Below are 7,254 nucleotides of genomic sequence, written 5' to 3'. Positions count from 1 at the left end.
AGAACAGGGTCAGCCCAATTACGCATGCTTTCCGCCCAACTTTCTGACACCTTCGCAAACGCAGCAATGATTGTGCGCTTGCGGCGAAAGGCTGGATCGTCCTGCAAAGCTGAAATTGGAGCAAAGAATCGCAATTCCGCCCCTACTAATAACGCCGCCCCAAGTTTGAGCGGCGTCCTCGAAATCGATGAGGTTTGGATCAGACGCCCAGACCTTCGAATTTCGCTTTAAGCTTGGAAACACGGCCACCTGCGAACATCAGAAGGGAGTTACGGCAGCCCACCCGGATGTGTTGATATTTTATGAAGGCTGGTCGCCTTCTTCGCCCCAAGTGCAACGCATTGTGACGGTGGTGCCGTCGGCCATTTTGACGTCGATGAAGCGGTAGCCTGGGTGCTTATCTATTGATCCGATTGATGGCCCAAAGCCAAGCCGAGGCGCAAATAATGCGCAAACCACTGTCCATACCATCTAACTCTACATAAGTTCTTTAGGGCGAATGGGTAAATATTGACTAATAAATCAAAAAAACTCAACATCCAGAGATGTAACTTGGAGACAACCGATGGTCAGCACGCTTTCGACAACCTTCACCGGCCTCAACTTCGTCAATCCCTTCATCCTGGCTTCTGCGCCTCCGACCGAGAGCAAGCGGAAGATCATGAAGGCATTCGAAGCTGGGTGGGGCGGCGTGGTGACAAAGACCATTGGCCTGCACCCAGTCGAAAACGTGGCAGGGCCTAAGACGATCTATCAGCGTACGAGCGAAACAAAACCTTATGTCTCGCGGATGAAACGCCCGGATACAGTGTCACATTCCTCTTGGAATTGGGAACTGATCTCTGACCAGCCGCTGGAGCTTTGGCTCCCTGATCTCGAAGAGATCAAAACCACTTACCCGGACCGCATGGTGATCGCATCGATCATGGCTGGCGCTGGCAGCGAAGAAGAAATGGACAATTGGCGCAAGCTGGCAAAAGCAGTGGTCGACGTCGGATGTGATGCGATTGAGCTGAATCTATCCTGCCCTCACATGGATCGCAAAGATATGGGATCGAATGTGGCCAATGACGAAGACATTATCCGATCAATCCTTTACGCGGTAAAGAGTGCTGTCAGCGTGCCGATCTGGGCCAAACTGACGCCGGCAAGCTCTTCGCTTCTCGACGGGGCCAATGCTGCCTATGAAGCTGGTGCTGCCTCGATCTCGCTCTGCAACACCTTTCCGTCGCTTCCCCTGATGGATCCGGAAACGCTGAAATTCGAAGTCGAGGTAGATGGGCTAGTGACCTCCGGAGGTTTGGGCGGATTGGCGATCTTGCATCAATCGCTGCAACGTGTGTCCGACATCTCGCGCGCCTTTCCCGATAAATCGATATCGGGTATCGGCGGCATTCGTGGTTTTCGTGAAGCCTTTAACTTCATCGTACACGGCGCCGGAAACCTGCAGATTTGCACCGCCGCTATGGAAGAGAAAGGCAGCGGCGGCGTCGGAATAAAGCTCATTCAGGAACTTAAGGACGACCTGAGCGACTATCTGGAACGCCACGGGCATTCATCCATTGAAGATTTCCGCGGGATCGCTCGTGAAAGGATCGTTGAACATTCGCAGGTCCGCAGAAAAAGCGATTCCTACAATGGTGGCTTCGCACAGTCAGCCTAATCGTGAAAGCGGTGAATTTGTCCGAGCAGGTGGCAAAAACGCCGATGTGCAACAACCGGTTGGCGTCCTACATGCTTTACGCGCTGAAACGACCTGACCATTCGCCCCTATCAATTAGCTCTGCGGTAAGCGCGATCCTGGTGGCTTACGACGGTAAGATCTTCAGGATGCAGGGGCCGAGCCTCGCTTAAGTCGCGAAATGTCAGTGTCAAAGTTGGGCGATGCACTTCCTTTGTTTTTCAGCTCAGTCGAAACAGTGTCGTTTCGACACATCCGGGTTCGCCGCCAACAGCCGTGACGCGATTGAGAGGACTTTGGGTTCCGACAATTTTGGGCCGATCACCTGCAATCCAACTGGCAAGCCATTTGCGCCATAACCAACAGGTACCGATGCGGCCACGAGGCCAGCCAGAGTCACGAGAAAGGCAGGGGCCAACCAGTCCATATAGTTCTGCATCGTCACGCCTCCGACCTCTGTCGGATAGGGCCACTCCACCGGGAATGGAAAAATTGGCGTCATTGGGGTCAGGATAACGTCGAAGTCACGGAACATCGCGTGATAGCGCAGTAGAATATCCTGCTGAATGCGCCGGGCCGACTGTGTTTCCGGCACCGTAAGGGCAAGCCCCTCTTTAAGGTTCGCATTCAGGTTTCCGGTGAAGTCTTCAAGTCGGTCAAGCTGATGGAACCGCTGTCCGATCATCCATTCGCCGCGCAGTGCTAAATAGGCATCGCGGCCATCTGAAACGTCAAATGAAACTTGCTCTGTCGCCACACCCTGTGTGCTGAGATTTGCGACCGCATTGGCACAGATCCCTGCGATTTCCGGATCGATTTGAATGCCTGCGAGATTGTCCGCGAAACAGGCGCTCAGGGTTTCGTCACTGTTGATCCGCTTCAATTCCTCGCGCGCGCTTGCCCAAGGGGGCACGACAGAAATTGGTGATCGCGGGTCAAAAGCCGCCATCGCATCCAGCAACAGCGCGGCATCCTCGGGGCTGCGCGCAAGCGGGCCATGCACTTGCCCGTGATCCCAGGGCAGGGGCATGGGATCATTTGAGATCAGCCCCGGTGTGGTTCTGAGGCCCACCAGTCCGCAGAAGGCGGCCGGAACCCGCACCGAAGCGCCAAAGTCGGTTCCTTGTGCAAGTGGTACCATCCCCGAGGCAACAGCCGCGGCCGATCCCCCTGACGACCCCGCTGGGGTCAGTGCCGGATCCCAGGGATTGCCCGTTGCGCCAAACAGCTCGTTGCTTGTGACCCCTCCAGTTGCAAACTCCGGCGTGTTGGTTTTGCCAAGGATAATCCCGCCGGATGCGCGTATCTGGCGGACAACTTCCGCGTCTTCTTGCGGGACATAATCCTTGCAAATTGCAGAGCCATAAGTGGTCTTGATCCCGGCGGTTTCGGTGATGTCCTTGATCGCAATCGGCAATCCATGGATCGGGCCAAGTGTTTCGCCCTCGCGGACCATCTTGTCTGCCGAGATTGCTGCCGCTTTTGCACCTTCACGATCCAGCGTTACGAACGCATTCAGTGTTGGGTTCACTTCTTCGATCCGCGCAAGTGAGGCCTCTAGAACCTCCATTGCGCTGACTTCCCCGGATGCGATCAGCCCCGCCTGCGCGCTTGCGGACTTTCTGGCAAGTTCACTGGCAGACATAAGGCACAGCGCGGTGACGTTCCACTGGATCGATCACTTTCCGGACCAGTGCACAAAACGCTTTTCCAAAGTCAGGAACAGCAGGTTGAACCCATAACCAAGCGCACCGGATACAAAGATTGCGGCATACATGTCAGGCATCTGAAACAGCATCTGTGCGTTGATGACCCGGTAACCCAGCCCATCGACAGATCCGATGAACATCTCAGCGACAATAACGATTACAAGGGCAAGGCTGACACCGTTCCGAAGGCCCACAAAGGTCTGCGGCATCGATTCCATAAGCATGACGTCGGTCAGGACACGGAACCGGCTGGCCCCCATAACCTTGGCGGCCAAAAGGCGGGTTTCGCGTGCATTCATCACGCCATAGGCCACGTTGAAGAGAATTACGAGCGCGGCCCCAAAGCTGGCGACCAGAATTTTCGTTTGGTCGCCCACGCCGAAAATCACGAGAAACAGCGGGAAAAGCGCCGATGCCGGAGTCGACCGAAAAAAATCAACGACGAATTCAACGGATCGATACAGGTTTTCCGAAGAGCCAAGAAAAATGCCGAGTGGGATTGCAATCACGCTTGCAATCAGGATCGAATAAGCTGTTCGTTCGATGGTCCTGAGAAAATCAAATAAAAGCTCACCACCAACCATTCCATTGTAAATGGCAGCAAGAGTCTGGCCAGGAGATGGGAGCAGGATCGGATCAACGATTTCCGAAAGCACGCCCAAATACCAAACGACAACAAGGCCCAGTACGCCGAATAGCGGATAGAATTTGGTTCCAATCTTCATTGCGTCTATCCTTTGCGAACTTCACGTTGGAATGTTTCAAGACAGGATGCCTTGACCTCGACAAAATGCGGATCAATGACAGAGTCTGCGTGGCGAGGTCTGGGCAGATCGAAATTCACAAAGTCAGCGACCTGCGCCGGATGACGCGATAGCAGCAAGACCCAGTCGGCCAGATAAATCGCCTCTTCTAGATCGTGGGAAACCAGCACCATCGTCGTTTTGGTTTCCATGAAGACCTTTTGTAGTTGGTCGCGCATCATTAGCGTCATTTCGTAGTCCAGCGCCGAGAACGGTTCGTCCAGAAACAGAACCTCTGGCTCGACAACCAGTGAACGCATGATCGATACTAGCTGCTGCTGACCACCCGACATCTGATATGGGTAACGGTTCAAGTCGATTTTTACGCCAAAATACTCGACCAGTTTGTCAACGCGCTGTTTTTGTTCGGCCTTGCTGAGGTTCAGAAACTGCAAAGGATAGCGAATATTGTCGATGGCGCGCAGCCATGGAAAAAGCGCCTCGCGGTAATTCTGGAAGACATAGCCAATTCGGGTTTCTCGCACTGGTTTGCCATTGATCAGGATTTCACCTGCATCGCGGGGCATCAGATCGGCAATCATGTTGATGATTGTTGATTTCCCACACCCGTTTGGGCCGAAAACTGTCGTTATCTTATTGCGGGGAATGTCAAAGTCGAAATTGTCATAAATCACGACGTCTCCGAATTTCTTCGATAAACCCCGGATTGTTACGTGCGCATCATCCATCAGGTAGTCCGCATCTCTTTGTTCGATAGGTTTTACTTGCACAGTGGAACTCCAGACCTGTGGTATCCTAGGGAGGGGCCCATGCGGGATCGATGGGCCCCAGCGCGGATCAATATTCTTTCAGGAAGCCCTTCACATCTACGGTTTCTTTCAGAATGCCTTCTTGATGGGCAAAGTCGATGAATTTCTGGAAATTCCCAAGATCGTCGTCAGAAAGATCTGACACCATCTGATAGTTTACCATCGGAATAACCGGTGCAATCTCTGCCGAGGTAAAGGTGTTCTCGATCAGGTGTTTGCGGACAGACTCGGTATCGTTTTGGATGTCATCAACTGCGCGTGCCCATGCCTTGGCAAATCTTTCCGCCACATCCGGGCGCTCTTCGATGAATTCGCCTGACAGCGCAGCACCTGCAGCAAAAGTATTCGCAGAGGAATCGCCCAGTACATAAGTCGAGATTATTCCTGCTTCCAACAGACGGGTTGCGCCTAGATTGACTGAAATCATACCCGCTGGCTCGAGCGTATAGCCTGCGTCAAACGTACCTGCCTGCAACGCACCTACATGTTGCCCCATGTCGACCTGATCAAGCTGATAGTCGCCTTCTTTCAGGCCGTTTGCGGCGAGGACTGCTTTTGCCATCGCCAGATTTGCAGGTCCGGGTGCCGAAAGAATTTTGGCACCTTTCAGATCAGCGATGCTTTTGGCCGGATGATCCGCGCCAACCACGAACTGCTCCATTTGCCATTCGGCATTTTGTCCGTTGACCGCGATGTATGTCGCTACCCCGGGTTTCAGAATGTTGCCGTTCATACCTTCGATGGTCACCAGATTTGCGGCAACATCGATTTGACCGCTGATCAGACCGCCAAGCAGAGCGGGCCCGCCGATGAGCGTTGCGGCTTCTGTTTCGATGCCTTCATCTGCGAAATACCCGCGTTCCTTTGCTACAAAGTATGGCAGCGATGAACTTACTGGAAAGACCCCTACTTTGACCTGATCAGCGGCAAATGCGCTTGACCCCATGGCTGCGGAAAAAATGAGCGTGGTTGCTGCCCCAACGGCATTCCGCGCGAGTCTAGAAAGATGCTTCATTTGATACACTCCTGCGCGCCGGATTCGCCCGGCGTTGCTGCCCGAGTTTGGTTGCAATACGCGGTCGGGCCCTTGCCGCTGGTAACCAAGCTTGGGTCGCTTGCGTGGTCGAGTCAAAAAGCGTATTCCGATAGTATAAATCGGAAAAAGCGATCAGGCAGGTATTTTTGTTCAGCAAATGCCTAAGATTTAGCTTTCCGTGATGCATCTACAGGCAATGGGAACATATCATGAATTCTCCGATCACGATACGCCAGATAAAATATGCTTTGGCCGTTGCGCGTCACGGCGGATTCAATCGCGCGGCGCAGAATTTGAATATTTCGCAATCATCCGTAAGCGAACAGGTGCGCCTGCTAGAAGAATTCCTTGACGTCGAAATTTTCGATCGCAAGGGTCCCAAGGTCGAACTAACGGTTCATGGACGTTTGCTTCTGGAAAAAGCAGAGAGTGTGCTTGTCGAGGCCGATCAGCTTGTAAACCTTGCTCTATCCATACATCAGGATAACCGCCCCAGCATGCGGATCGGCCTTGGGTCGGGTGTGGGGTCACATCTGGCCAATCAGGCGCTGAAGGACCTGTCTGAAAGAGATGGCGGGTGCCGCGTCGAGTTCTCGGTAACAACCACGGGAAGGCTCTTGCGCTTAGTTTCAGAAGACCGGCTTGATTTGGCAATTGCTGTCAAAACAGATAACCACCGGTTGCCAATTGGCGTCACGCAAACAGACCTTGCAGAGACGCCGATGGTCGTGGTCCTGCCCGAAGAGCACTATCTGGCGCAAAGGAACAAGCCCCTTAGTCCTCTTGAGCTTGCAGACGAACCACTGATCATGAACCAGCTTGGCATTGGCTATGCGGCTCTGGTTCTGCATATTTTCCAATCTATTGCCCTTTACCCAAAAATTTCCATGGTTTCGGACAATGTTGATCTGATCCTTGATTTGGTTGTTGCTCGGCTTGGGTTGGCGATCTTGCCATCTGTTTGTGTCGACGTGGAAAAGCAAAAACGGCCATTGCCGGGCATTTGTGTCCGCCCTCTGGAAAGCGATATTGTGTGCCAATTTTCGGTGTTTCGCAATGAACAGAACAAGGCTGAGCACATCGACAATTTCATCCAAGCCTTGCAACAATGGGAATTGTTCGAATAGCCGCTCTATCGGAAATTCAGATAAGTTGTGCCAAATATTGCTATTAGACTTCTTTGGACAGAACCCATTACCTGAACGGAATAGCACAAGAAAAATGGTCGATTTTTGACCGTTGTTTTTCCGTTCCG

General features: G+C 52.9%; 6 protein-coding genes. 2 read left to right on the top strand and 4 right to left on the bottom strand.

What is annotated here, in order from left to right:
• The first annotated feature begins 565 nt into the window (after window positions 1–565).
• A complete protein-coding gene (locus TA5113_RS02800) occupies window positions 566–1,663 on the top strand; it encodes a tRNA-dihydrouridine synthase (protein WP_058316179.1) in 1,098 nt (365 codons plus the stop codon).
• Window positions 1,664–1,907: 244 nt separating this feature from the next.
• Here the strand turns inward: TA5113_RS02800 and TA5113_RS02790 are convergent, their stop codons facing one another.
• From TA5113_RS02790 to TA5113_RS02775, 4 genes are all read right to left on the bottom strand, one after another.
• Window positions 1,908–3,326 carry an amidase gene (locus TA5113_RS02790; RefSeq protein ID WP_058316181.1) on the bottom strand — a complete coding sequence of 473 codons (1,419 nt, stop codon included), beginning with the start codon at window positions 3,324–3,326 and terminating at the stop codon, window positions 1,908–1,910.
• Window positions 3,327–3,359: 33 nt separating this feature from the next.
• Window positions 3,360–4,115 carry an ABC transporter permease gene (locus TA5113_RS02785; RefSeq protein WP_058316182.1) on the bottom strand — a complete coding sequence of 252 codons (756 nt, stop codon included), beginning with the start codon at window positions 4,113–4,115 and terminating at the stop codon, window positions 3,360–3,362.
• Between the two features lie 5 nt (window positions 4,116–4,120).
• Window positions 4,121–4,924 (bottom strand): ABC transporter ATP-binding protein, encoded by an 804-nt coding sequence (locus tag TA5113_RS02780; RefSeq protein ID WP_220387188.1) that lies wholly within the window; start codon window positions 4,922–4,924, stop codon window positions 4,121–4,123.
• A 67-nt stretch (window positions 4,925–4,991) separates the two neighbouring features.
• Window positions 4,992–5,978, bottom strand: coding sequence for an ABC transporter substrate-binding protein (locus TA5113_RS02775; RefSeq protein ID WP_058316602.1), 987 nt, complete (start codon window positions 5,976–5,978; stop codon window positions 4,992–4,994).
• A 230-nt stretch (window positions 5,979–6,208) separates the two neighbouring features.
• On the opposite strand from TA5113_RS02775, the gene TA5113_RS02770 reads away from it, so the two are divergent.
• A complete protein-coding gene (locus TA5113_RS02770) occupies window positions 6,209–7,126 on the top strand; it encodes a LysR family transcriptional regulator (RefSeq protein ID WP_058316185.1) in 918 nt (305 codons plus the stop codon).
• The last annotated feature ends 128 nt before the right edge of the window (window positions 7,127–7,254 follow it).

It is taken from the genome of Cognatishimia activa, from assembly GCF_001458335.1.
GTDB lineage: Bacteria > Pseudomonadota > Alphaproteobacteria > Rhodobacterales > Rhodobacteraceae > Cognatishimia > Cognatishimia activa.
Note: the sequence above shows the minus strand (reverse complement) of the source record. Positions and strands in the feature narration are given on the sequence as shown.